At 70.8% G+C, this 24335-nt stretch carries 20 protein-coding genes; 7 read left to right on the forward strand and 13 right to left on the reverse strand.

Annotated features, from left to right (window positions below; translation table 11 throughout):
- Positions 1–74 precede the first annotated feature (74 nt).
- The 4 genes from ABIA33_RS29305 to ABIA33_RS29320 all read right to left on the reverse strand — a co-directional run bounded on the left by ABIA33_RS29305 (position 75) and on the right by ABIA33_RS29320 (position 4587).
- On the reverse strand, positions 75–647 hold the full coding sequence (locus ABIA33_RS29305; protein WP_370085679.1) for a universal stress protein: 573 nt from the start codon (positions 645–647) through the stop codon (positions 75–77).
- A 37-nt stretch (positions 648–684) separates the two neighbouring features.
- On the reverse strand, positions 685–1212 hold the full coding sequence (locus ABIA33_RS29310; RefSeq protein ID WP_370085680.1) for a universal stress protein: 528 nt from the start codon (positions 1210–1212) through the stop codon (positions 685–687).
- A gap of 268 nt (positions 1213–1480) precedes the next feature.
- On the reverse strand, positions 1481–2833 hold the full coding sequence (locus tag ABIA33_RS29315) for a nitrate/sulfonate/bicarbonate ABC transporter ATP-binding protein (RefSeq protein WP_370085681.1): 1353 nt from the start codon (positions 2831–2833) through the stop codon (positions 1481–1483).
- A 17-nt stretch (positions 2834–2850) separates the two neighbouring features.
- Positions 2851–4587, reverse strand: a complete 1737-nt coding sequence (locus tag ABIA33_RS29320; protein WP_370085682.1) for an ABC transporter permease — start codon at positions 4585–4587, stop codon at positions 2851–2853.
- A 493-nt stretch (positions 4588–5080) separates the two neighbouring features.
- Between ABIA33_RS29320 and ABIA33_RS29325 the strand changes: the two genes are divergently transcribed.
- The 3 genes from ABIA33_RS29325 to ABIA33_RS29335 all read left to right on the forward strand — a co-directional run bounded on the left by ABIA33_RS29325 (position 5081) and on the right by ABIA33_RS29335 (position 7206).
- The gene (locus ABIA33_RS29325; RefSeq protein ID WP_370085683.1) at positions 5081–5347 is read left to right on the forward strand and encodes a hypothetical protein; all 267 of its coding nucleotides are present in this window, start codon (positions 5081–5083) and stop codon (positions 5345–5347) included.
- Between the two features lie 703 nt (positions 5348–6050).
- Complete coding sequence (locus ABIA33_RS29330) at positions 6051–6350, forward strand: winged helix-turn-helix domain-containing protein (protein ID WP_370085684.1); 300 nt, start codon at positions 6051–6053, stop codon at positions 6348–6350.
- A gap of 43 nt (positions 6351–6393) precedes the next feature.
- Positions 6394–7206: a hypothetical protein gene (locus ABIA33_RS29335; protein ID WP_370085685.1), complete on the forward strand. Its 813-nt coding sequence runs from the start codon at positions 6394–6396 to the stop codon at positions 7204–7206.
- A gap of 36 nt (positions 7207–7242) precedes the next feature.
- Here the strand turns inward: ABIA33_RS29335 and ABIA33_RS29340 are convergent, their stop codons facing one another.
- From ABIA33_RS29340 to ABIA33_RS29370, 7 genes are all read right to left on the reverse strand, one after another.
- On the reverse strand, positions 7243–7845 hold the full coding sequence (locus tag ABIA33_RS29340) for a hypothetical protein (protein WP_370085686.1): 603 nt from the start codon (positions 7843–7845) through the stop codon (positions 7243–7245).
- 4 nt (positions 7846–7849) lie between these two features.
- Positions 7850–8995 (reverse strand): nitric oxide synthase oxygenase, encoded by a 1146-nt coding sequence (locus ABIA33_RS29345; protein ID WP_370085687.1) that lies wholly within the window; start codon positions 8993–8995, stop codon positions 7850–7852.
- A 291-nt stretch (positions 8996–9286) separates the two neighbouring features.
- Positions 9287–10639 carry a diaminopimelate decarboxylase gene (lysA, locus tag ABIA33_RS29350; protein WP_370085688.1) on the reverse strand — a complete coding sequence of 451 codons (1353 nt, stop codon included), beginning with the start codon at positions 10637–10639 and terminating at the stop codon, positions 9287–9289.
- Positions 10640–10652: 13 nt separating this feature from the next.
- Positions 10653–11018: an SAV_915 family protein gene (locus ABIA33_RS29355; protein WP_370085689.1), complete on the reverse strand. Its 366-nt coding sequence runs from the start codon at positions 11016–11018 to the stop codon at positions 10653–10655.
- A 154-nt stretch (positions 11019–11172) separates the two neighbouring features.
- Positions 11173–15822, reverse strand: a complete 4650-nt coding sequence (locus ABIA33_RS29360) for an HAD-IC family P-type ATPase (RefSeq protein ID WP_370085690.1) — start codon at positions 15820–15822, stop codon at positions 11173–11175.
- 90 nt (positions 15823–15912) lie between these two features.
- Complete coding sequence (locus ABIA33_RS29365; RefSeq protein WP_370085691.1) at positions 15913–16464, reverse strand: hypothetical protein; 552 nt, start codon at positions 16462–16464, stop codon at positions 15913–15915.
- Between the two features lie 397 nt (positions 16465–16861).
- Positions 16862–17608 carry a nuclear transport factor 2 family protein gene (locus ABIA33_RS29370; protein ID WP_370085692.1) on the reverse strand — a complete coding sequence of 249 codons (747 nt, stop codon included), beginning with the start codon at positions 17606–17608 and terminating at the stop codon, positions 16862–16864.
- A gap of 412 nt (positions 17609–18020) precedes the next feature.
- Here ABIA33_RS29370 and ABIA33_RS29375 point away from each other — a divergent pair, with 412 nt between their 5' ends.
- A complete protein-coding gene (locus ABIA33_RS29375) occupies positions 18021–18653 on the forward strand; it encodes a TetR/AcrR family transcriptional regulator (protein WP_370085693.1) in 633 nt (210 codons plus the stop codon).
- A gap of 193 nt (positions 18654–18846) precedes the next feature.
- Here the strand turns inward: ABIA33_RS29375 and ABIA33_RS29380 are convergent, their stop codons facing one another.
- Together ABIA33_RS29380 and ABIA33_RS29385 are read right to left on the reverse strand one after the other, a co-directional pair.
- Entirely contained in the window at positions 18847–19551 is a 705-nt protein-coding gene (locus ABIA33_RS29380; RefSeq protein ID WP_370085694.1) for a response regulator, read from the reverse strand.
- Positions 19548–20705, reverse strand: coding sequence for a sensor histidine kinase (locus ABIA33_RS29385; protein ID WP_370085695.1), 1158 nt, complete (start codon positions 20703–20705; stop codon positions 19548–19550). The genes ABIA33_RS29380 and ABIA33_RS29385 overlap by 4 nt, the downstream gene beginning before the upstream one ends.
- A 161-nt stretch (positions 20706–20866) precedes the next feature.
- Here ABIA33_RS29385 and ABIA33_RS29390 point away from each other — a divergent pair, with 161 nt between their 5' ends.
- From ABIA33_RS29390 to ABIA33_RS29400, 3 genes are read left to right on the forward strand one after another with little or no spacing between them, the layout of a single operon-like run.
- Positions 20867–21823 (forward strand): ATP-binding cassette domain-containing protein, encoded by a 957-nt coding sequence (locus ABIA33_RS29390; protein ID WP_370085696.1) that lies wholly within the window; start codon positions 20867–20869, stop codon positions 21821–21823.
- The gene (locus ABIA33_RS29395) at positions 21820–23460 is read left to right on the forward strand and encodes an ABC transporter permease subunit (protein ID WP_370085697.1); all 1641 of its coding nucleotides are present in this window, start codon (positions 21820–21822) and stop codon (positions 23458–23460) included. The genes ABIA33_RS29390 and ABIA33_RS29395 overlap by 4 nt, the downstream gene beginning before the upstream one ends.
- Entirely contained in the window at positions 23457–24323 is an 867-nt protein-coding gene (locus tag ABIA33_RS29400) for an ABC transporter permease (RefSeq protein WP_370085698.1), read from the forward strand. The genes ABIA33_RS29395 and ABIA33_RS29400 overlap by 4 nt, the downstream gene beginning before the upstream one ends.
- Positions 24324–24335 lie beyond the last annotated feature (12 nt).

The raw sequence follows: 24335 nt of genomic DNA on the forward strand, positions 1-24335 counted from the left end.
GCTTGCCAGACAAGGCTGACAGGCACCTTCACCGCTCATGTCCCGGCCGATTCTCGGCCAGAAAGCAAAAGGCGCTAGTCCCGGGGTTGCGGAGAGGCGTCCGTCGGGCGGACGGGCCGGGTGGCAGGTGTTCCCGGCCCCACCAACCTTGCGGGCGTGGGCATCGGCGGAGAGGGGATGCGGTGCCGCTGTCGGCGCGGGAGCTCGGCCAGCAGCGGGGGCGGGGGAACCGCCAGTACCCGGCATCCCGCGTGGGCGACGCAGTAGCGGCTGACGGAGCCGTGGCCGAACCGGGCGAACCGGCCGCGCGCGCCCGCTCCGACCACCAGCAGATCGTCGGGGCGGTCGGCCATCTCCACCAGGGCCCGGCCGGTCTCGCCGCGCACCACCATGGGCCGCACGCGCAGTCCGGTGGGGAAGCCGCCGAAGGCCTCCTCGAAGCTGTTGCGAAGTTGCGCGCAGGCCAGCAGCTCCCACTGCTTGAGCAACTCCGGGCACGGCGACCGCCGATATCCGGCCTCGCCGCCCACCGGGGTCCAGGCGAGCACCGCCACCAGCTCCGACTCCCGCTGCCGCGCTTCGCTCACCGCCACCCGCAGCGCTTCCAGGCTGCTCAGCGATCCGCTGACCCCCACCACCACTGACATGCCGGTTCGGTCCTTTCTGGCCCCGTGGGGATATGCGTCAGGCGGCGTTGGACGTGAGGGTGGCGGCCAGGGGCAGGGGCGCGCCCTCGCTGACCGCACGCTCCAGCGTCTGCAGAAGTTCGGACGGAGGCACGGCCACCACGGTGCAGGTGGCGTGCGCCAGGCAGTAGCGGCTGACCGAGCCGTGGAACATCCGCTGCAGGCGGCCCTGCCGACCGGTGCTGACCACCAGTCGGTCGCCGGGACGGTCGGCGATCGCCACCAGGGCGCGGCCGGGCAGGTCGTCACGCACGACCATCGGCTGGATCCGCATCCCGGCCGGGTACCCGCCGAAGGCCTGCTCGAAGGCGGTGTCCAGGCGCTTGCGCGCGGTTTGCTCCCACACCTTGAGCAGGGGCGGGCACGGGTGGGCGCGGTACGCCGCCTCCCCGCCCACCGCGTGCCAGGCCAGGACGGGCACCAGCTCGGCGTCCAGGCGCCGGGCCTCCCCGACCGCCCGGTGCAGAGCAGCCAGGCTGCTCAGGGATCCGCTGACGCCTACGATGACGCGGACGTTCTCGGCCATGGTGTTTCGCTTCCCTACGTCGTCCAGCAGCTTCCGCTGGTCGGTTTTCGTTTCCTTGGCAGAATCCCGTCGATGGTGGATGGATGCTCCGCCGGTCGCTGGGATTTCCCTTGCATTCAGTGCACACCCGGGGGAAGTGCCATGGAACATGCATTGACGATTCCCTGATGCGCAGGGCCCGCTCCTTGACGGTCCCCTGATCGCCACCGACGCGGTGCGGTGCGGGGCGTAGCTGCAGGACGCGCCGTGACTACAGGACACGCCGTGACTACAGGACGCCGACCGCCTCCGGTGCCAGTTCGAGTCGGCCCTCGCCCTTGTCGTACTCGAAGAGCTCCCCGTAGCGGCCCCAGTCGATGGCGGTGTCCAGCTGGCGGCGGGCGTCCTCGTCGGAGAAGCCGCGGTGCAGCAGGTCCAGGAACAGGCCTTCGCGCAGCACGTGGTCGCCGGTCCGGGTCAGGGCCTGGACGATGGCGCGCACCAGGGGTGCGTGGGCGACGGCGTGGCGGGCGAAGAGCTGCTTGCTGGTGAGGATGTCGGCGTTTGCGAACTCGTTGCCCGCCTGGGTCAGGGCGATGCGCGGTCCTGCGGTGCGGGCGAGGTCGAGCAGGACGGCGGCGTCGACCAGCGGCAGCAGGTCGTCGACCTCGAAGTTGAGTTCGTCGGCGAGTTCGGGCATACCGTCCTCGCCTCCGCGTGCCGCGAGGATCTCCAGTAGGCCGGACAGTCCGCCGGGGCTGACCTGGGGGAGCGGGGCGCTGATGGGCGTGGCGAGAGGCCTGGCCGCGCCTCCGGTCGGGGTGCCGGTGAGCGCGTCGGCGTGGTCCTGCTCGCGGCCCGTCAGGATGCCGTAGACGGTGTCGACCAGGGCCTCGAACACCGGGGCGCGCCGGTCTCGCGGTCGGGGCAGGTCCACGGTGAGTTCGGCTTTGATCCGGCCGGGGTTGGAGGAGAGGACCAGGATGCGGTCGGCGAGCAGGACCGCTTCTTCGATGTTGTGGGTGACGATGAGCACGGACTTCACCGGGGCCTCGTTGCCCTCCCACAGTCCGACCAGTTCGTTGCGCAGGTTCTCCGCGGTCAGCACGTCCAGCGCGGAGAAGGGTTCGTCCATGAACAGCGCGTCCGGCTCGACCACCAGCGCGCGGGCGAAGCCGACGCGCTGGCGCATGCCGCCGGACAGCTCTTTGGGGTAGGCGCCTTCGAAGCCGTCGAGTCCGATCAGGTCGATGGCCTTCAGGGCGCGGCTTCGGCGATCGGCCTCGGCGACACCTTGCGCCTGCAGTCCGAGCTCGACGTTTTGCTGCACCGTCAGCCAGGGCAGTAGGGCGAAGCTCTGGAAGACCATGGAGACACCGGGGTTGGCCCCGTTGAGTGGCGTGCCCCGGTAGCTGACGCTGCCGCTGGAGGGGGCGATGAGTCCTGCGGCGCAGCGCAGCAGGGTGGACTTGCCGGATCCGGACTTGCCGAGCAGGGCGACTATCTCGCCCTCGTGCAGAGTGAAGCTGACCGAGTCGAGCACGGGCAGGACGTTGCCGTCGGGCGAGGTGAAGGACTTGGTGACGTGGGTGGCCGAGATGATGGGGTCGCCGTTTCCGGGGCGGTCCGGGGTGGTGGTCATGGGCTCCTGCCTCGGTGTCAGAGGGCGTAGCGGGTCTGGGCGACGCGGTAGAGGCGGCGCCAGACGAGGCGGTTGAGGGCGACCACGTAGACGATCATCACGATGACGCCGACGAGGATCTGCGGATGCGCCCCGACGCGGGTCGCCTGGGCGATGTAAGCCCCCAGCCCGTAGGCGGTCAGGTGCTGGTGCCCGTAGTCGACGACCTCGGCGACGATGGAGGCGTTCCAGGCTCCGCCGGCGGCGGTGATGCCGCCGGTCACGTAGTAGGGGAAGATCGCGGGCAGGATGAGGGTCCGCCAGCGCAGCCAACCCCTGACATTCAGGCTGTCCATGGCTTCGCGCAGGTCGCTGGGTATCGCCGTGGCACCGGCGATGACGTTGAACAGGATGTACCACTGGGCGCCGAGCGCCATCAGCAGAATGCTGCCCCAGTTGAGCGGGAGCCCGAGCGCGACGAACGCGGCGATGGCGAAGGGGAACAGGAAGTTCGCGGGGAAGCTGGCCAGTACCTGGACGACGGGCTGGGCGTAGCGGGTGATCCTGGGGTTCATCCCGATCCACACGCCGATCGGCACCCACACCGCAGTGGCCACGCACAGCAGCAGCAGAACGCGTCCGAAGGTGGCCGCACCCAGCTCGAAGGCATGGGTGAACTCGCCGAAGCCGACCGTGGCCTGGATGTAGGCGAAGGACTGCCAGCCCCCGTAGAGCACGGCGGTGGCCACGGCCAGGGTGAACAGAACGTCGCCGGTGCGCCGGCGGACGGCGGGGCGTTCCAGCGGATGCTCGGCGAGGCCGAAGGGGCGTGCCGCCGCGTCCAGAGCCCGCGCGGCCGGGCGCAGCGCGCGGCCCAGCAGCTCGGGTATCGAGGAGCGGCGCAGCGTGTCCAGGACCAAGCTGCGGGGCTTCTCGGCGGCCTCCGAGTCCTCGACCCGGAAGCGCTCGGCCCAGGCTGTCATCGGGCGCCAGAAGAGGAAGTTGACGCCGATGACCATGACCACCATGACGGCGGTGGCGATGCCTATCTCACCCAGATCACCCTTGGCGGCTGCGGCGGCGGCGTAGGAGCCGATGCCCGGCAGTGCGTACTGCTGGTTCAGCACGCTGATGCTCTCCGAGGCGGCAAGGAAGAACCAGGCGCCGCCGAAACTCATCATGCCGTTCCACACCAGCGGGATCATGCCGCTGGGCACGTCGACCTTCCAGAACCGCTGCCACTTGGTCAGGCGCATGATCCGCGAGGCCTCGTCCAGGTCCCGGGGCTGGCTGACCAGGGAGTAGTAGAAGGCGAAGGTCATGTTCCAGGCCATCGCGGTGAAGATGGCGAACACTGCCGCGCACTCAAGGCCCAGTTCGGAGCCGGGGAACAGGGCGATGAAGGCGGTGACGGTGATGGAGAGGAATGCCAGTACCGGAACCGACTGGAGGATGTCCAGGATCGGTAGCAGCACCTTTTCGGCGCGGCGCAGCCGGGCGGCGGCACTGGCGTAGACGAAGGTGAACAGCACCGAGGCGATCAGGGCCGTGAACATCCGCAGCAGCGAGCGCACGGCGTAGAACGGAAGGTTCGCCGGGTCGGTGGAGACCTGCGCCGGGGCGGTGCCGGGCAGGAACGGCGCGCCCAGCGAGGGGGCGAGCCGCAGCAGCCCGTACAGCAGGCCCACGAGCGCGAGCCCCACCACGATGTCGACCGGGCGCAGCCCGGGCCGCCGCAGGACGCCCCGGGTGGGGACCCGGTCCTCTGCTGCCACTGCTCGCCTCCGCGGCCGGGCCGTGGCAACGCCAGGCGACGCGGCTACGGCAAGGGGGTCTGACCATCAGGCGCTGGCGCCACGCAGACCCTACTTGCGGTCGGGCCGGGAAAACTCCTCCAGCTGGCGCTGAAGAGGCAAATTAACGGCTTCCGTACGGAGAACACCCGGGTTCGCTGCTCAGCGGGTTCAGGAATCGAAGAAGTCGCCGCCGTCCGAGGAGTCGGAGCCGAGGAGTCCTGCTGTCCCTCGCACTCGGGGCCGTCGTCGTCGCTGAGCATCCCGCCCCGGTCTGGTTCGAGAGGACCCAGGTGCAAGGGGAGCGTCAAGAACCTGGGTTCCGGCGTTGGGAAAGCGTCAATGGGATTGCCCTGAGCCTGGAGGCCCGGGTGCAGTGGTGTCGCACCGGTGCCGTCCTTTGGGACAGAAGCCGGCCTCCCAGCGACCCGCCGCCCCGCCCACTGATCCCCTGCTGGGCCTGAAAGGACGCCCGATGGGGTTCGTCGAACTCTTCCTGCTCCCCGCCATCATGTCCCTGCTGATCCTGGGGACCGGGACCGGGGCCGGCCTGGCCCTGGCGCCGCAGCGGATGGCGCGGACGATCGGCAACGGCTTCGGCTTCGACATCGACTTCAAGGCCCGAAGGACCGCCAAGGCGCTGTGCGTCAGGGGTGCCGGGGCACTGCTGGCGGCCTACGGCCTGTACCTGCTGCTCCACACCACGACGCTGTGGCACGCACTTCTGCACATGCACCCGTGAGGCCGCAGGGCAGGCACCATGAGCATGCGCTGGTGCCCTACGACCCCGCCGATCCGCGGCAGGTCCGGGCGTGCGGCCGTGAACGCCGCGCCCTTGGCCCCTGAGGTCAACGAAGACAACGCGAAGCCCGGCTGACGGGAGGTGAGCATGACGGACGGGGGGAGAGGCGCCGCACCTGGCCTTCTATGCGCAAGATCCAACTCCTCCTGGGGCAGTAGTGACGCGCGCCATGACCGCTTGCGGAACGTCCCGTGGGTTTGCGGAGGCCCGCTCCGACGGCGCAGCCCTGATCTTCCGTGCGTGTGGGCCCCGTGCGATGACCCGCTCGACTTCGACTGCCGGGAACCTCCGGATCCCCTGCACGGGCACCCGGCGCGAAATTCGGTCTGTGCCGTTTCGCCAGGGCCGAGATGGCGTGCACGGATCTGAGGCACGATCCGCGCATCCAGCTCCCCGTCGGAACGTCGCCCAGAGCACAAGGCAGCGCCGGTCGGCCGCGCCGACGTAGCCAGCCGCGTCGACGGACGCCCGGTGCCCGACACCGAGCGTTTCGGACCCGGGAAGACGATCCCGCAACGACTACGATGGAGACGCTATGACGGTGCGTTACCCCAGGACCTCCGTGATCGGTCACGCTCGGTTCGTCCCGGTGGCCAGTCATGACCGTCAAGGGGACCCCTTGGCCGTGCGGAGTCCCGCGCAGGTGCGCGACGGTCTCTCCATAGATCGAGACCAGTGGACCGCCCGGGTAGGTGATCGACGGCTTGACCTCACCTATCGGGAGTTCGAACTGCTCGACCACTTCATGGCGCATCCGTTTCAGGTGCTTTCGCGTCGTCAACTCCTCGACGCGGTCTGGGGGCAGTCGGACATCCTGAGCGCTCGCACGGTGGATGTCCACGTCGCGCGACTTCGCCGCAAGCTGGGCCCTGATCTCAGGAGCACGATCACTACCGTTCGCCAGGTCGGGTACGTCTTCAAGCCGTCCGCCGGGGTGCTCTAGCAGACCACCGAACCGCACGTGACCCTGAGGGTAGGGAGTACTGATGCCGAGGTCCCACCCTGCCGTCACGGATCTGCGCGGCGTGTGGCGGCGCACACTGGCCCGCGAAGCAGACGGCTCGACGGACCGCGTCACCACCGCCACGTGGGTCCAGGGGCCCTCACTGTTCGCGGATCTGCGCCAGCCTGCGGGCATTGACGACCTGGTCCGAGGGGTTTGCCTGCAGGACCTGGACCGCCCGCAGTTGCTGGCGCTGTGTGCGCAGAAGGCGTTCGCCGGGACCTTGGAGGCGGGCGCGGACGCGTTCAGCTGGGTCCGGCGGATCGATCTGCACCCATCGGCACCGCTTCCCGACGTGGGCACCCTGCACTGGGAGGGTGGCGTGCTGGTCGAGGAGGGCGTTCACGAGGCCTATCTGGAGCACTGGGAACGCGTCGAGCGATCACCGGGCGGCCCGGCGGGCGCTCTGCTGGAAGACCGGCAGGAGGGGTGCGCGGGCGTTCTGGTCCGCGCGGGCTCCTGGTTCGGCTACGCCCGGGACCGGTCCGTGCCACTGCCGACCCTCCTGGTCCCGCTCATCGAGCAGGTCCGCGGTTGCGGTCGCCGCGCGGAGGCGGCAGCGCTGCTGGACTGCGAGGTGTCGATCGGACGGGTGAGTGCGGACCGGTGGGAAATCGTCCGCTCCACGCTGCCGCACCGCGTCGGGGCACGGCTGCAGCCCGAGTTGAGCCCCGCCGGGGACGGGCTGCGTATCCGCGACGCCGATCCGCAGGGCCGGGCCCGCCCGCGCGATTGGACGCTCGCGCAGGTCGAGGGCCCGGCGCGGCTGCTGGCCGCCGCGGCTGCCCGGGGGTGAACGGCGCCCCTGCCTTGGACATGGTCGCCGCCAGGGTCAGGGCGGCAGCGCACTGAGGCCGGAGTGGTGCGACCGGCGCGAGAGCAGGACCAGCAGAGTGCCGCAGAGCGTCAGCAGATAGCAGGAGAAGCCTGCGGCGGTGAACGTCCAGGCGGGCAGCGTGATGAGGGTCAGCGCCGCACTGAAGGCCATGAGGGCGTAGACGGTGCGGTCTTCGGTCTCGGGGCGGCGGTAGCTCTTGACGATTGTGGGGAGGGCCGCGCAGCCGTCGGCCAGGATGCTCAGGGCGAGCGCGGTGTTGGGGTCCGCGGTGATCCACCAGCCGATGAGCGCGGCCAGGGCCATCGCCCCACAGCACAGTTCGGCGCAGGTCGGCCGTGTGCTGCGGAACCCGGGGCGGCTTAGGGCGCATAGGAAGACCAGGAGTGGGCCGAGTCCCACGCTGAGGGTGGTCAGGGCGGGTAGGCCGACGTGGCGGGCGGCTTGGGCGACGAAGGCCACGCCTGGTGCAAGGGCCCAGAGCAGCCAGGTGACCGGGTTGGGCCGGACCGAACCGCGCAGGGTTCGCAGCGCGTAGACGCCGCTGCCGCACAGGTTGAGAAGCGCCCCGGCCGGCACCACGAAGGAGCCGAGCGGCATCCGCTCACCGCCCGGCTCCGCCGCAGGGCCAGGGAGCGGGGTGGGGGGAGAAGTTGGGGCGTGTCCGGGTGGGCTCGTAGCGGCGTTGCCAGACCGGGGTGGTCGAGCCGCTGGTGGCCGGCACGATGGCGGACCAGTCGGCCGGGCAGCTGCGACCGCTCTTGTGCTCGCGCTCCTCGTGCCGTACGAACTGCTTGGTGGCGAAGTGGTGGTCGATGATGGACACCCCGGCCTGGTCGTAGGAGTGCAGCACGGCCGCAGTGAGTTCCAGTAGTGCGCGGTCGCGCCACAGGGTGCGGTCTCGGCCGGTGTCCAGGCCCATTCCATGGGCGACCTGGGGGAGTTTGTTGTAGCGGTTGGTATCGGACAGGTTGCGGGCGCCGATCTCGGTGCAGGTGTACCAGGCGCTGAACGGGGCCAGGGTGTAGGACAGGCCACCCAGTTCCAGGATTTGGTTGGAGATGGTGGGGAAGGCGTGCCAGCGAAGACCGAGCCGTTCGAACCACGGGTACTCGGGGTGGCTGATGCGCACTTCGGGGACCGCGTCCGCCGGCAGGTCGAACACCCTGGGCTCGCGTCCCGGCCACTGGATGACCAGCGGCAGGACGTCGTACTCGGTGCCCTGGCCGCGCCAGCCGAGCCGCTGGATAGCCTCGGTGAGATCCGCGGTCTCGGGGTCGCCGAGCACCGACCCGTCGTGCTGCCGGTAGCCGGCGTAGCGGATGAGCTGGCCGTTCCAGACCCGGGGTCCGGGCCGATCAGGCCGGCTCGGGGCGAAGACGCTCAGGAGCAGGCGTACCTTGCCGCCGTTCCAGGCCAGCCGCAGATGGTCGACGAGGGCTTCGAACAGGGCGCTCTCGTCACCGTCGCCGGCCCCGGCCTCGCGGCAGTCCCGGGTCTCCAGTCCCCTCCAGTAGAACTTGCCGACGCACTGGGGGTTGTTCCTCCAGGCGATCCGCGAGCCGAGGAGAAGTTCCTGCATGCTCTGCCGGTAGGTGCCGGTCGCGGCCAGTTCACTCGCGATCTGCCTGACCCGCTGTTCTGCTGCGTCGGCCGAGAGGTGTCCCTCGGCTGCGAGTTGGCGCACCAGGGCCTGGGCCTCGGCGGACACCGGCCGGGCGAGCGGCGAGGTGGGAGTGGACTGTGGCACGCACGGATGTGACGTCGTCACGATGAGCCCCCTGTCAGTGGCGTGGAACCGCACCCAATTAACTTGTACGAAACATGCCAACGGGTGGGACGCTACGCCAAAAGAGTCACCGCGCGAAGCTGGATATCGTGCCTTTGACGCAACCCATGCGCCCGCTGATCGGCTCCGCTACGGCGGTGCCGGTGGGCCGGGCGGTGGTGTGCGTGCATCTTCGGGCAGGCGGGGACGACGCCTGCCCGAAGATGGCTTTTGCGCCGAACAGCCTGACGGCTATCTGTGCCAGGCGTGTCCCTAGAGGCCCACGTCGCGGTTGCGGATGTCGGCGAGGGACTCGCGTCGGACCAGCAGCCGGGCCCGGCCGTCCAGGACGGCGACCACGGGCGGGCGGCCGACCAGGTTGTAGCCGGAGGCCATGGACAGGTGGTACGCGCCCGCGACGGGGACCGCGATCAGGTCACCGGGGCGGGTGTCGCCGGGCAGTTGGACATCGGCGGCGATGACGTCGCCGGCCTCGCAGTGCCGGCCGACGACCGTCGCGGTGAGAGTCGTCGTGGTGGCGGGTCGGCCGATCAGGCGGGGCGCGTAGCGGACCCCGTACAGGGCGGGGCGGGGGTTGTCGCTCATCCCGCCGTCCACGGCGACGAAGGTGTGCCGTCCGGTGTGCTTGACCGCGAGCACGCGGTACAGCGCCACCCCGGCCGGGCCGACGATCGCCCGTCCGGGCTCGATGGCCAGGCGGGGTTCCGGCAGGCTGGCGGTGAGGCAGCTCGCGGCGAGTTCGGCACGGATCCGCGCGCCGAGGGCGGCGATGTCCGGGGCGTCCTCGCCGGGGCGGTAGGCGACCGCGTGCCCGCCGCCGAGGTCCAGTTGGGGCAGGGTCACCCCGTGCTGGTCCCGGATCCGGGCCATCAGTCCGACCATGCGGCGCACGGCCAGCAGGTAGGGCTTGACGGTGGTGATCTGCGAGCCCAGGTGGCAGTGCAGGCCCACGAGTTCGAGCCGGGGCTGCTCCAGTATCCGGGCCACGGCGTGCTGGGCCGAGCCGTCGGTGATCGACAGGCCGAACTTCTGGTCCTCGGTGCCGGTGCGCAGGGCTGCGTGGCTGCCGGCGGCCAGGCCCGGGACCACCCGCACCATGACCTGCTGCCGGGCGCCCGCCGGGACGTTCGCGGCGAGCCGGGCGATCTCCCCGGCGCTGTCGACGACGATGCGCCCGACTCCCAGGCGCAGCGCGGCGGCAAGGTCCTGCGGGCTCTTGGCGTTTCCGTGCAGCACGATCCGCTCGGGCGGGAAGCCGGCGATGACGGCGAGCTCCAACTCGCCCGCGGAGCAGACGTCCAGGCCGAGGCACTCCTCCTCGACCCAGCTTGCCATCGCTCGGCACAGGAAGGCCTTGGCGGCGTAGAGCACGTCGGCGTCCGGGAAGGCCCGGCGGTACTCCTGGCAGCGTCGGCGCACTTCGCCCTCGTCCAGGACATAGGCGGGGGTGCCGAAGCGTTCGGCGATCTCGGTCAGCGCGACTCCGGCGACGGTGAGGTCGCCGTGCGGGGCCGGTCGAGTGGACACGGGCCACACGGACAGCCAGTCGACGTCGTCCTGGTCGTCCTGCGGCTCGGTGCGGGCGTGGGTGATCGACAGAGTCATGATCGCCGCCCGCTCAGGCGGCCTGCGCGCTGAGCGCGCCGGCATCTCGGGTGTTCTGGGCCGGCCGCCGGGTGAGCAGGGGGACCGGGGTCACCGCGGGCGCGGCCAACTGCGGGTCCACGGTGATCGCGGCGACGCCCAGCGGCTCGGCGAGGGCGCGCAGCGCGGGTTCGGACAACGGGATCCAGGCCTGGTCCGGGCCCAGTGTCGCCGCCAGCCGGGCCGCAGTGGTGAAGCCGACGGCCGTTCGGCCGCCCAGGGGCGTGCGGAACATGCGCGCCGCGTACCCGGCGGGACCCGACCGGACCGGGACGAGCAGCAGCCCGGTCAGGTTGGGTTCGGAAGGCTCCGAGTCGTCTCCGTACAGGTGCGCCACCATGGCGATCTCCTTGCTGAGGCAGGATCGAGGCCCCGATCCGGACCGTTCCGCCGGGGCACAGCAGTGACGCTATCCCCATGATCCAGCGCGTCGGACCCCTCCCTGACGCGACGTTGACAGTGATCGGGGCGGCATTGACGCAACGCTGGCGGAGTCAGCGCACCAGGCGCACCGTGGGGCGCATTTTCGGCCCGAGGTCGGACGACAGCAGCCGTTCGACCGGCGGCACGATCAACGGGCCCAGTGCGGCGACGGCGATGGCGGTGGCGACGCCTGCCCAGGCCACCGGGCCCAGCGGTGTGCAGCCGAAGAAGTGGCTGACTACGGGCGTCTGGATGAGCCCCACGAGTACCGCGGCGGAGCCGAGCACGGTGACCAGCACCAGGGGGCTGCGGTGCCGTCCCACGACCGTCTGGGTGAGCTGGGCTCCGACCACCCCGCACAGGGCCATGGTGCTGGTGCGCCGCCTGGTCCCTGGCGTGAGGGTGCCGATCAGCCAGGCTGTGCCCGCGCCGACCCCGGTGACCAGGCCGCGCTGGCGGATCTGACGGGTCAGCGGCTCGCCGAGTGCCGCGATGCCCACCGGTGTGGTCCCCACCGGTGCGGTGCCGATGGTTGTGGTGTTCAGGGGCGTGGCGTCGCCGGAATCGGATTCTCCGGCTCGTTCCCCGTCCCGGGGGGTGACCGCCACGGCCATCGCCGGGAACATGTCGGTCAGCAGGTTGACCAGCAGCAGCTGACGCGTGGACAGCGGTGACGATCCGGACAGCAGCGTGCCGAGTACGGAGAAGCCGATCTCCCCGGCGTTGCCGCCGATCAGGATGCTGGTCGCGTCCGCGACGCTGCGCCACAGCGCCCGGCCTTCGGCGACGGCGTCGAGCAGCACGGTCAGTTCGTCCGTGGTGATCACCAGGTCGGAGGCGTTGCGGGCGGCCGCCGAGCCTCGGGCGGCGATGCCGACTCCGATGTCGGCGGCGCGGATGGCGGCGGCGTCGTTCGAGCCGTCGCCGACCATGGCGACGACCTGTCCTGCTTCCTTGAGTGATTCGACGACCTGCAGTTTCTGCTCCGGTGCGACGCGGGCCACGACGCCGCACTCGCGGAGCAGGCGGGCCCGTCCGGCCCGGTCCTCGGCGGCGAGTTGGTCGCCGGTGACCACGGTGACGTCCGCGGGCCAGCCCAGTGCGGTCGCCACCGCGCGGGCTGTCTGCGGGTGGTCGCCGGTGAGCATCACGGGGCGGACGCCGGCTTGGCGCAGTGCGGCCACCAGTGGGGCGGAGCTGGCGCGCGGAGTGTCGGCCAGCGCCACGAACCCGGCGAGTTCCAGCGACTCCAGCGGCTTGCCGAGGGCCTCGGCCGCATGGTCGGGTTCCAGTCGGCGCACGGCGACGGCCAGCACCCGCAGTCCTCGCCCGGCGAGGGCATGCGCCGTGGCGGCGGCGTCGGCCCCGGCGTCAGGACAGCTGGGCAGGACGACTTCCGGCGCGCCCTTCACGACCAGCAGGTGTGCGCCGTCGGAGTCGGTACCGGTGGCGCATGCGTATCCTCGGCTGGCTGCGAAGGGCAGTGTGTCGGCCGGTGTCCACTGCGGTTCGTGCCCGGCTGCGGTGAGGATGGCCTCATCGGTGGCGTGGGCGTGGATCCCGGTCTCGTCCGCGATGGGTGGGCAGGCTCGGGCCGCGACCTGGAGGACCGCGGCCGCCTCGGGGGCATCGGTGCGGTGGGTGGTGCCCTGCGGGGTGACGATGCGGACCACCCGCAGGTGGTTCTCGGTCAGGGTGCCGGTCTTGTCGAAGCAGATGGTGGTCATCCGGCCCAGAGCCTCCAGGGTGCGCGGTGTGCGCACCAGGATGCCGCGCCGGCTGAGGCGGCGTGCCGCTGCCAGTTGCGCGACCGTCGCCACCAGCGGGAGCCCCTCGGGCACGGCGGCCACGGCGACCGCCAGTCCGCCCCGGACGGCTTCGCGCACCGGTCGGCCGCGCAGCAGCGACAGGCCGGTCACAGCGGCACCGCCGGCGAGGGTGAACGGCAGCATGCGGTTGGTCAGCTCGCGCAGCCGAGCCTGCACGCCGGCTCCCGTGGCAGCGTGCGAGGCCAGGTGCGCGGCCCGTCCTGCTTCGGTCTCGTCCCCCGTGCCTACGACAACGGCCCGGGCCTGTCCCGCGACCACGGTGGTGCCCTCGAACACCATGCAGTGGCGGTCGGGCACGGCTGCCCGCGGCGTGGCGTCCAAGTGCTTGCCGGCCGGCAGCGACTCTCCGGTGAGCGAGGACTCGTCCACCTCCAGGCCGTCGACCTCCAGCAGACGGGCGTCGGCCGGCACCACGTCGCCGGTGTGAAGCTCGATCACCTCGCCGGGTGTCAGATGTCCGGCTTCGACGGTGGTCGTCCGTCCGGTACCGGCGCCGGCGACCCGCCGTGCCGTCTGACGCTGGCCCACCACCAAGGCGGACAGGGCTCGTTCGGCACGCAACCGCTGCACCCCGCCCACCACCGCGTTCACCCCGAGCGCGCCGGTGACCAGCAACGCGTCCACGGTGGACCCGAGCAGGGCGGAGGCGACCGCGCCGACCACGAGTACCGGCGTCAGCGGATCGTCGAGTTCGGCGCGCACGGCACCGAGCAGGCGGATGGTCAGGCGGGGCGGTGCGAAGACCGGCAGTAGCGCGGCCTTGCCCGCCGTCCGGGCGACAGCCTCCCGTACGGTCGTCGACGCGGAGGGGGCCGCGCGGCGCGCAGCGCCCAGCCGGAGCAGCACTTCCCGTGGCTGAAGGGCATGCCAGGGCACACGCGGAGTGGGATGGGGCGTGCTGCGGCTGGTGACGCGCAGAGCGCCGTACCAGCCCAGGACGAGGGTGGCGGCAGCGGCGGCGTTGACCGGGCTGAGCCGGATTTCGACGGGGAAGGGGGTGTGGTTGGGCCGGGAGCCCCTGGTGACGACCAGCAGCCCGGACAGTGCGGCGCCCGCCTCGGCGAGAGTCTTGGAGTGCCGGCCGACGGTCCGCGCTGCCGGCACGGCTGCCAGCAACCGCCACGCCCCCGCCAGCCCGCCCAGCAGTAGCACGTCCGCGCCCCACACCACCGCGCTCGTGTCGTCGGTGAGGGAGACGGCGACGTCGCTGCGCAGCAGCCCTGCGAGCACCTCACGGGCCTTCGCGCTCATGCGCCGGCCCGCTTCCGGGCGGTCGCCGGGGACGTGCGCCACCGTGAGCACCACACGCCCGTCGTTCTGCAGGGCGCGGACCACATCGGCCAACGGCCGGTCGGCTTGGACGCGTTCGTCCGCCAGCGCTGCGAAGTCACCGAGCGAGCCGTCGTCCAGCACCACGACGTACAGACCGGCCCGGCGTGCCGCGTCCAGCGCGGCCTCGGCGAGCGGGTCGACCTCCCATCCGACGAGCACGGTGCCGATGTCCTGGCTGATGCCCTGGCCGCGCAGCGACGCGATCATCAGTCCGGTCTCGGACGCTCCCTCGTCCGGCACCGGGCGCAGGCACACTGACGGCTCGTCGGACCATTCCGCAGTGTCCTCGGGCGGGAGAAGCCCGGCAGCCGCGGCGTGCCACAACCGGTCGTGGTCCCAGTCGGCCGTGCTGGGGTTCACACCCAGCACCGTTCGCCGGGTGCTGCGCAGTGCCTCGGGGTGCAGCACCACAGTGTCGACGACTTCGAGTTGGCGCAGGCGCTCGGTGTCGCGCACCAGCACGCCCTCACGGGCCAGCGCGGTGCCCAGGGCGGCCGTGAACGCCGCCGGGCCGTAGCGGGCGGCCTTGGGGGAGCCGGCCAGCACCGCTTCGGCCGCCTCGTTGACGTCGCGGGTGAACAACAGGGTCGCGGCGGCGCCGACCAGGCTCGTGGTCACCGCCTGATCCGCGTACTCATCGCCCGGGCGCGCGCGAAACGGCGGGCGGGCGACCCGGCTCCCGGCCAGGCTCAGCCGCCCCGCCGCGCAGAGGGTGTCGTGTGCGGCGTCGAACGCGGCGGCGCGGGCGAACGCCTCCGCCAGTTGACCGGCCCGCAGCGCGGCGTCCAGCACCAGCGCGGTGGGCGACTGCCCGATGCCATGGGCAACGGCGTTGGCCGCGGCCAGCACCAGATCGGCGCCGGAGGCTCCCAGGCGGCGCTGCAGAGCGGACCGTACCCGAGAGTCCTCACGCACCAGCGTCACCACGGCGGTGACCAGCCGCGGTGAGCTCTTCAGGCGGACCGAGCGCGCGGTGACCGCGGCGGCGATGCCCGCGGTGTCGCAGGCCAGGGCGATCGCGCCGGTGCGCACGCCGCCAGGGTGTCCCGGATGTACGCGCTCCAGGATCTGCTCGTCAGCGCGCACCAGCCCCTGCCCGGCGGCAAGCTCGGAGGCCTTCTGCACCACCACGTCGGTGACCGCGTCTTCGGCCATCTGGACGACCAGCCGCGCCAGGCCGCCGTCCCAGTAGGCGGCCACCACGTCCGGATGCTGCGCCAGCTCGACTGCCACACGCTTCGCCGCGGCCTCGCACCGGCGCGCGTCAAGCGCTGCAGTGTCCGGATGCGGCCGCAGCGCAAGGTGCAACCGGGAATCCGAGCGCCAGTACCCCAGGCCGGGTGTGATCGCGTTCTGGGCGACCCTGCCCATCCGCGCCGCGGCGGCTGACAGTGCTGCGGCGCCGTGCGCCGTGGAGCGCACGCCGGTGCCCGCGATGTCAGCCGCCGTACGGGCGGCGGTGCCCACCGGTGGGACGACCCGGCGAGTGACTTCGAACGGCACTGCCGCTGCCAGGTCGAGCCCTGCCGCAGGCAGGCGCGTCAGCAGGCGCAGAAGCATGTCCCACCTTCACGGGCGGCACTCCCGCGGGGGACCGGGAGCACCGAGTCCGCGGTGGCTCCCTCGGCCGCAGCCAGGTCTGACGTCACGTCAGGACTCTTGCCCGGAAGACGTCGATTCGGCCGGGCGCGGGCTTGTCGCGCGACGACCGGTCGCGGGTGCCGTCGAGCGGGTGCCCGAAGACTTGACTGCCGGCGCCTTGGCTGCCGGCGCCTTGGCTGTGGACCGCTTGGCTGTGGACCGTTTGGCCGTCGACGGCTTGGCCGCCGGTTTCGTCTTCGGCCGGTCCGCAGCCGCCGCGACGGCGGCCGGCTTCCGGGCGGCAGCCGGTTGGCCTGCGCCGCTGCCGGCACTCCTGCCTCGCGGCTGTGTCAGCCACACGACTGCTGCGCCTGCCGCCGCCACCGGCCATTCGACCACGCCCGCCACGCCCAGCAGGCCGACGCCCGCGTAGGCCGCGACACGCCGTGCGTGCGGCGACACGACCCCGACCGTGTCCAGCACGCCGTCGAAGACCTCCTTGACCGTGGACGCCCCAGGAGCCTGGCGTACCGCCGACGTCACCGCCTCGACCGGACGCAGCAGTATCGACGCGCCCTCCGAGGTCGAGGACGCAGACGAGGTACGGGCACTGCCGCTCATGACTTCTCCGATCGCCGCTCCGGGAGAGGGACGCGCCGCTCGCCGGGAGTCGGCCCGAGCGCACAGTGTTCACCTCGTGTTATCCAAATCTCATTGACAACTTAGCCCAACCCACACAATTCTCGACATATATGGGCATCTCATCGGGTGAGGCGTCGGCGTGGATCCGGCTGGCCGGCCTCGATCGGGAAATGTGTGCGACGACGGCAGCACGCGCAGCCGCACGCGATCGGCCCGACCGGAAGAGATCCGGCGCAGCGGAAAGGGCTGCCCGGCCCACGGCCGGACAGCCCTTCGATGAGATTGTCAGCAGCCTTTGAGCGTCGGCGTGTTGACAGCAAAACCTTGGCGGGTGATGTGCGGCCGGTGGTGTCGGGCGTCACCCGCCGGGAACGAGTCAGTGCTTGTTGACCGCCGAGGCCCAGTCGAAGTTCACGCCCATGTCGGAGTACATCTTCGAGTACCCGACGTAGCAGTTGAACTGCTCGACCTTGCCATTGTGCAGGTACCAGAAGTCGGCAGTCGGCGCGTCGACCTTCGCGCCGGTCGGCTTGATGGTGCCCGCCGGCGACTGCAGCGGCCCCTCGAACGTGCCCTGGATGGACAGCTCGATGCTGATCACGTCGCCGTTAACGGTGATGCGCTTGAGATCACGGTGAACATCGGGGAAGAGGTTGGCCATGTAGGGCACAACGTTGCCGAGTGCCTTTCCTCGGTAGGCCTGGCCGGCGACCATGTCGTTGAAGACGCCGTCCTTGGCGAAGCTGTTGACGAACGCGTTGACGTTCAGGCTGTGGCCTTCCGCCACGTGGTACGCGTTCAGGACGACTGCGAGATTGGCTATCTCATGCGCGGTCAGGTGGCGGTTCGTGAGCGGCAGTGCCGACAGTTGGCGAGGGCTCAGGGCCGCGTGGGCCTCCGAGCTGCTGGCGGTGTGGACCTGCGCGCTGCGGGCGACGGGGCTTGCAGCCTGTGACGGTGCAGCGGCAAAGGCGAGACCGCTCAGGCTCGCGACGGCGGTCGTGGTGACGATCGTCTTCCATCCGAGCGACTTCATGTCGTGTTCCTCCAGGTTGGTTCTCGGGATCTGAGGATCCGTCGAAACGGTTGCGCGCAGCCGTGTGTGGCGTCTGCGCGCTTTCAAATCAAACGCTTGCTTGACTTTATGAGCGGCGGCGCAGGGATGTCAACCGAATGATTGATTTATATGTCGCGGAGCGTCGCGCCTCGGGGTGCTGGCCTGATGGGTCGGCTGACGGGTGATCAGCAGGCGGCCGCGTACCTTCGATTGGAGGCGGCACTCAGCTCGTGTTTGGGTCCGGCTCCGGCCTTGCGGCGGCGGGCGCTGGCCCGTCGTTCGTGCGGCGCGGCTTACGGCCGGGCCTGCCACGGCGCGACCAAGTCCTCGATCACTCGTCCGCCATGTCGTGGCCTGGCATGCTCAAACGCCCGCTGAGTGCGGCTTCGGCGGGTTGTGAGGGTTCTGCGATGGCGGTCCACCTACCACGCGATCGGCTCCTTGACAGCAAAATCAATCAGCTGTTTGAATACTGTCCATGGCGACAGAGCGAACAGATCAACGCCGCGAGGCCGGCCAGCGGACGCGGGACGGCCTGCTGGCCGCCGCGGTGGATTTGCTCGCGCAACGCGGCCAGGAGGGTGTGACCCTCCGTGAGATCACAGACCACGCCGGAGCCAACGTCTCCGCGGTGAGCTACCACTTCGGGTCGCTGAAGACGCTGTGCGATTCGGCGATCGAGCACGCGCTGGAGCAGTATCTGGACGCGCAGATCAACGCGGTCGCTTCGCTCGACGCCACGTCGAGCATCGAGGATCTGGCCGCGGCGTTCACCAGGCCGATGATGCGCGCACTGGCGGCCGGCGGACAGGATCTGGCGGTCATACGGACGGTAGCGCGAGTCGGGATCGACCCCCCCGAGGGCTGGGATCGGCTGGCGGCGAAGTTCCAGCAGTCCCGGCGGGACGTTGTCCGGCAGCTCTCGGCGAACCTTCCCGGAGTCGGCGAACAGGAGTTGGACTTCCGCATCCGGTGCGCGGCCGGCCTGCTGAACTGGCTCGCGTTGGCGCCCATCGGCGCCGAACTGGCAGCCGAGCCCCCTGAGCAGATCGAGCGGTGGCTGGTCCCCGTGTTGGCCGGGGCGTTCCGCGGCTCCCCGAACATCGGCTGACCTGGGCCGATACCGCCAGCACGTCCTCGGCCACCTCGTGCTGCGCCACATCGAGGACGACGCCTGCCGGCGCGGGATCCGGGGATTCTCCTGGAGGCCGGCCGAGACAACACCGCCGCGCTGCGCGCCTCATGGGTCGTTGGTAGACGTCGGCGTCTCCGGGCAACGGTCCGCCCGTCGGCGCCCCGCCCTCTCAGGTGTCAAGGGTGCCGGGGACAACGAGTCCTGATTCGTATGCGGTGACGACGGCCTGGGTCCGGTCGCGCAGGCCGAGTTTGGTCAGGGTGCGGCTCACGTGGGTTTTGACGGTCTCTTCCGTAACGGTCAGTCGCGCGGCGATCTCCGGGTTCGACAGGCCCTGCGCCACGAGGCGAAGGACCTGTGTCTCACGCGGCGTCAGCGTGTCGAGGGCCGGCGGCGGGGTCTCTGGTGCCCGCCGCGTGCGTGCGAACTCGCTGATGAGTCTTCGCGTCACCGAAGGCGCGAGCAGGGCTTCGCCCGCCGCGACGACTCGGACCGCGTCGAACAGCCGCTCCGCGGTGACGTCCTTGAGCAGGAAGCCGCTGGCTCCTGCGCGCAGCGCGTCGTAGACGTACTCGTCGAGATCGAATGTCGTCAGTATCAGGATCCGCGGTCCGTCCGACGCGAGCCCGTCGGACGGACCGCTCAGCCGGCGTGTCGCCTCGATGCCGTCCATCTGCGGCATTCGGATATCCATGAGCACTACGTTGGGCGCGAGTTCGCGGCAGGCCTGGACGGCGGCGATCCCGTCGCGCGCCGTCCCGACGACACTGAAGTCCGGCTGGGTGTCGAGCAGTGCCGCGAAGCCCGCGCGTACCACTTCGTGATCGTCGGCGATGACGATGCGTACCGTGTCGGTGAGTTTTGCGCCGGTCATCGGCCTGCTTCCGTTTTCGTGGGTAGATGTGCCTCGACCAGGAATCCGGTGCCCGGCGCTGCGCCGGTCCGCAGCGCGCCACCGACGGCGGTGGCCCGTTCGCGCATGCCGAGCAGGCCGTGGCCGGTGGGAGCGTCCGCGGTGCCGGTGCCGGGGCCGTTGTCGCGGACCCGCAGGTGCAGCGCGTCGTCGGTGAAGTGGATCTCGACGTCGACGGCGGAGCCGGGTGCGTGGCGTCGGGTGTTGGTCAGCGCTTCCTGGACGATCCGGTATGCCGCGAGCTCGACGCCGGGATCGAGGGGGGCGGGTGTCCCGCGGAAGATGAGTCGGGTCTCGGCACCCGAGGCCTCGCGCGATTCGTCGAGCAGGTCGATGAGCTGGGCGAGGCCTGGTTGGGGTCGCAGGTCCGCGGCGGCCGGGCCGGTGTCCTCGCGCAGTACGCCGAGCAGGCGGCGCATCTCGGTCAGGGCGTCGCGGGCGGTGTCGCCGATCGCGGAGAGGCGTTGGGCTCCGGCGGCAGGCAGTCCAGGAGTGGTCAGCCGCGCCGTCTCGGCTTGGACTGCGACCATGGAGATGTGGTGTGCGACGACGTCGTGGAGTTCGCGCGCGATGCGGGCGCGTTCTCCGCGCGCGGTGTGTTCGATCAACGTTCCGGCGACGGCTTCGCGGGCGGCGATGTGCAGGCGAGCCTCGTTCTGGGCCCGGCGTGCCGCACCGGTCAGCGCTGCGGCCGGGGCCAGGGCCGCAAGCGACGCTGTCAGGAATGCGGCCTCGCTGGAGCTGGGACGCGGTCCGGCCAGCGCGAGCACGACGTATGGCGCGCACAGGACCAGGGCCAGCCGCAAGGAGCGCCCCAGCTGATACAGGGTCAGTGACACAGCGCAGGCGCCCGCGATGGTCAGGGTGTGGAACAGGGACAGCGACAGCACGGCCGCCGCGTTCGTGGCGACTGCGGCCGCGGTGGGGCGCAGCAGCGCAAGCGGCAGGGCCGTCGCCAACGCGAGCAGACCGTACACCGTTGTCTGCTGTGCGGACGCGTCGCTGGTAGCGCCGCGCGTGATCGCCTCACCCATGGCGAGCGCGGCGAGCACGGCGCCGGCGATGGCAGGCGTCCGCGGGTCGTTGACAATACTGCTCCGGGTCACGCCCGTCATTGTTCCGCGAAGGCCGCAGCTCGTGCGTCCCTACAGGTCGGGATCCGCGCGTCCCTCGTGCGGGGGACGCGCGGCCGGCCTCCGTCCCTGACGCGAGCTACGGCGAAGATGGCTGCACGGCGTGATGTCACGCGCCCGCCGCGTCTTTAGCCTTCTGAGGCATGGAAGCAACCATCGAAATCGACGGGCTGCGCAAGCGCTTCGGACAGGTCCAAGCACTGGACGGGATGACGTTCACCGTCACGCCGGGCACCGTCACCGGGTTCGTCGGCCCCAACGGGGCGGGAAAAAGTACCACGATGCGGGCCGTGCTCGGCCTCGACGCTCTCGACGAGGGACAGGCTCTGGTCGGCGGAAAGCCGTACGCGAGCCTGCGTCGTCCGCTCCACCACATCGGTGCGCTGCTGGACGCCGCCGCGCTGCACCCGACCCGCAGCGCCCGCCACCACCTGCTGTGGCTGGCGCATTCCCAAGGTCTCAGTGCCAAACGCGTCGATGAGGTCGTGGCCGCCTCCGGCCTCGAGTCGGCGATTCGGCGCAAGGCCGGCGGATATTCGCTGGGGATGCGCCAGCGGCTCGGCATCGCGGCGGCGCTGCTCGGAGATCCGCCGATCCTGATGCTCGACGAGCCCTTCAACGGCCTGGACCCCGAGGGGATCGTCTGGATCCGCGGGTTCCTGCGGTCGCTGGCCGACGAGGGTCGGGCGGTGCTGGTCTCAAGCCATTTGATGAGCGAGCTTCAGGACACGGCCGGGCACCTGGTCGTCGTCGGCAGGGGACGCGTCGTCGCGGACGCGAGCGTCGCGGAGCTCATCGCGGCGGCGTCCGGAGGGCGGGTCGAACTGCACACGGCAGCGAGATCGGAGGCGATGACCGCGCTCACCGGCGCCGGAGCCACGGTCGCGATCACCGGTACCGACACCCTGACGGTCACCGGGCTCGCTCCCGAGCAGGTGATCGGCGTTCTCAACCAGTGGAGCGTGCCGTTCTCGCAGGTCGCTTCGCACCGCGCGAGTCTGGAAGAGGCCTACATGGAACTGACGCGGGACTCCGTGGAATACCGCGCCGCCGCCGTCGACGCCTCCCCGGCCCTTCCCGCCCAGGAGACGACGCGATGACGACGAAGACCTCGACGCCCACGCCGTATCGGTCGAAGGTGGAGCCGGGCCGCGACGGCTTCGGCCGGCTCGTCCGCTCGGAATGGACCAAGCTGCGTACGGTGCGCGGCTGGATGATCGGGATGGCCCTGGCGGCACTGATCACCGTGCTGATCGGCATACTGGGGCCGCTCGGAAGCAACTCGCAGTGCTCATCGAGCAGTACCCACGCCTGCGGAAGCGCACAGACTCCGACGCTGGGTCCGGACGGCGAGCCGGTGACCGACGACCTCTCCTTCGTGCACCAAGGCGTGACCGGGGACGGGACCGTCACCGCGCGGCTGTCCTCGATGGCCGGGTACTACCTGCCGTTGAACGCGAACGGCCCGGTCGATTCCCTGGCCGGGCTGTCGAAGGGCCTCGAGCCGTGGGCACGTGCCGGGATCATCGTCAAGGCGAGCACCACACCCGGCGCGCCCTACGTGGCGGTCGTGGCGACCGGCGCCAACGGCGTGCGGATGGAGTCGAACTTCACCTCCTCCGACCGCGCGCCCGGCGGCGCCGCGGCGGGAAGTGCCATCTCATCCGCGGCCCCGCAGTGGCTGCGCCTGAGCCGGGCGGGTGACTCGTTCACCGGCTACGAGTCGGGCGACGGAGTGCACTGGAGCCGGATCGGCAGCGAGACCGTCGCCGGGATTCGGTCGAACGCCCAGGCCGGAATGCTCGTCTCCACGCCCGACCACGGTACGACCACCTACCAGTTCGGCGGGAGCAGCACCGACAGCGGCCCGAGCCTGGCCGTCGCGACCTTCGACGACGTCGCATTCAGCGGCGCCTGGAGCGGTGGCGGCTTTGCCGCGCCGCCCGCCGTCCAGCAGGACAACGGCCCGGCTCCGGGCGCGGCGCTCTATCAGAACACCTACGCGCAGACCGGTGGTGTGTTCACCGTCCGCGGCTCGGGCGACATCGCGCCGAAGATCGCAGCTGGGGCAGGCGACACGAAGTCGATCGAGGACGGCCTGATCGGCGTCTTTGCCGGCCTGATCGCACTGATCGTCGTCGCCGCGATGTTCATCACCTCGGAGTACCGGCGCGGTCTGATCCGCACGACCCTGAGCGCCACGCCGAGGCGCGGCGCGGTGCTCGCGGCGAAGTCCGTGGTGATCGGCGCGGTGACCTTCGTGGTCGGGCTGGTTGCGGCTGGGGTCGCGGTCCCGCTGGTCAGGTCGATGGAAACCGGCAACCGCACGTACGTGCTGCCGACTTCGACGGCGACCGAGATACGGGTGGTCGTGGGTACAGCGGCATTGCTGGCACTGGTGGCGGTGTTCGCGATGGCGGTCGGGGCGCTGCTGCGGCGTGGCGCCGGGGCGGTCGCGCTGGTGATCGCCGTGGTCGTGCTGCCCTATGTGTTGGCGGTCGCCTCGGTGCTGCCGACGGGGCCGTCGCAGTGGTTGCTTCGACTGACCCCGGCGGCCGGATTCGCGGTGGAACAGAGCCTGCGAGAGTTCCCGGGCTACGCTCAGGTGACCTCCGGGTACACGCCCGAGGCGGGCTTCTACCCACTCTCCCCCTGGGCCGGACTCGCGGTGACAGCCGCCTACACGGCCGTCGCGCTGGGCCTGGCCACGTACGTGCTGCGGCGGAGGGACGTGTGAGCACCCCCCTCGACACCGGCGCGGTCGTGGCCTCCGGCAAGACCCCGACCAGTACCGCGAGAACCCTCGCCGGCAGACGGCTGACTCTGTGCGACGCTATCCACGCCGAGTGGACCAAGTTCCGCACGGTGGCCGGGATGCTCTGGCTCGTCGCGGCCGCAGCCCTCCTCACCATCGGCCTCGGCGTTGCCGTGGATTCCTCAGTCACCTGCCCCACGACCGGCTGCGACGTGGATACGGTCAAGACCAGCTTCACCGGGATCATGCTCGGACAGGCGATCGTTGCGATGCTGGCCGTACTGGCCATCGGCACCGAATACAGCAGTGGCGTGATCCGCACGTCGCTCACGGCGACGCCGCAGCGCCTGACCGGGTACATCGCCAAAATCATCGTCGTCGGCGCAGTCACGCTAGCGGTCGCCATCGTGTCCGTCACGGGAAGCCTGATCGCCGGACGGCTTATCCTCCCAACCAAGGGTTTCACCGCGGCCAACGGGAGCGCGCTGCCATCCCTCACTGACGGCACCGTACTCCGCGCCACACTCTGCGCCGTCCTCTACCTCTTCCTCATCGCCCTGCTGAGCCTCGGAATCGCGTACGTCGCCAGAGAGTCCACGGCGGCGATCGGCATCGTCCTCGGCCTGCTCTACCTCTTCCCGATCGTCGCCCAGGTGATCAGCAACGAGACCTGGCACAAGCGCCTGGAACGGCTCGGCCCGATGACCGCAGGTCTGGCAGCCCAGACGACCAAGAACATCGCCGCTCAGCCGATCACACCGTGGCACGGCATCGGCGTAGTTGCGCTCTGGGCACTAGGAGCGTTGCTCGCCGGCGGGACAGTACTCCGAATGAAGGATGCATAGAACGATCCTGAA

The sequence above is a fragment of the Streptacidiphilus sp. MAP12-16 genome (assembly GCF_041262165.1).
In the GTDB taxonomy this organism is placed as follows: Bacteria; Actinomycetota; Actinomycetes; order Streptomycetales; family Streptomycetaceae; genus Streptacidiphilus.